Source organism: Sphaerochaeta sp. S2, assembly GCF_016406725.1.
Taxonomy (GTDB): Bacteria; Spirochaetota; Spirochaetia; order Sphaerochaetales; family Sphaerochaetaceae; genus Sphaerochaeta.
This window is the reverse complement of sequence record NZ_JAEKNT010000102.1, coordinates 1-1034: the sequence shown is the minus strand read 5'-3', so window position 1 is coordinate 1034 and position 1034 is coordinate 1. Positions and strand designations below refer to the sequence as shown.

The 1034-nt window shown below is 45.6% G+C and carries 1 protein-coding gene and 1 pseudogene; both read right to left on the bottom strand.

The window, feature by feature from the left end:
• Positions 1–404 (bottom strand): annotated as a pseudogene (locus JF818_RS02955) (amino acid ABC transporter permease); the annotation flags it as partial.
• A gap of 144 nt (positions 405–548) precedes the next feature.
• The coding region (locus tag JF818_RS02950; protein ID WP_198890496.1) for a transporter substrate-binding domain-containing protein at positions 549–1034 on the bottom strand (486 nt) is incomplete at its 5' end.

Genomic DNA, 1034 nt, shown 5'->3' with positions numbered 1-1034 from the left:
GGAATACCCCGAATCAATTCCACATAAACACCGCTGAGCATATTGACCCAGCGCCGTTTACTCACCGAACCAAGGCCAGTGACGGTTCCGATAATCAAGGCACCCAAAATTGCAAAGATGGTAGCTTGGAATGTTACAGGGGTTCCCTTGATGGTCACCATGAAAATATCACGATAAGGTTGGGGTTTGAACATAACCAAGCCAGTAAGCAAGAGGATAGCACTGAAGAAGGTAATCCTCCATGAATTCAGTACATGTCCATCATCCTTACGCGGAATGAGCACTCCATCGGTCATCTGGATGGTAAGTACCTTTTTTTTCTGTGCAGTTGGGTCTACAGAGACAACCTGGTCCCGTATCTTCTGCATTTTCATTGTTTCATTATCAAATGGTTGTTTTTCCATATATTCTCACATTCTACTGATATAAGGGAAGTACTACATAATTATGCATGTAAAGTCAAGCTAATCTGTATAATTATTCACATATTCCCTATAAACAGTACAGCCGCCTCACGGCGGCTGCAACAATAGTGAAACAAGGTCTGTTTAGATGATGCCCCACTTCTCTTTCAGTGCATCCATTGTTCCATTCTCTTCCATGGTCTTCAAACCATTGTTGACCAGGTCAAGTACCTCACTGTTACCCTTCAGGGTTGCAATGGCAATCGGCTCAGGCTCTCCCAAGTCACTTGCGCTACCGGTGATCTTCAGTTTGCTGGCATAGTTGTCATTGGTCATGACGAAGTCACTGGCGATGACAGAGTCGGTAACCACTGCATCAAGATTGCCGTTGAGCATATCCTCGATGGCAAAGCCAACCTCATCATATGCCTTGATGGTTACACTGAAGTCATCACGACTCTGGTCAATATCATCAAGGAAGATATGGCAGGTGGTGCCCAGCTGCACGCCAACGGTCTTGTTGTTGAGACTTGCAGTATGGGAAAGTGCTGTATCGGAGACAGGAGCAAGGATTGCCTGGGTTACCACAAGAAACGGAGGTGGGAAATACATGGTAGACTTACTCGATGC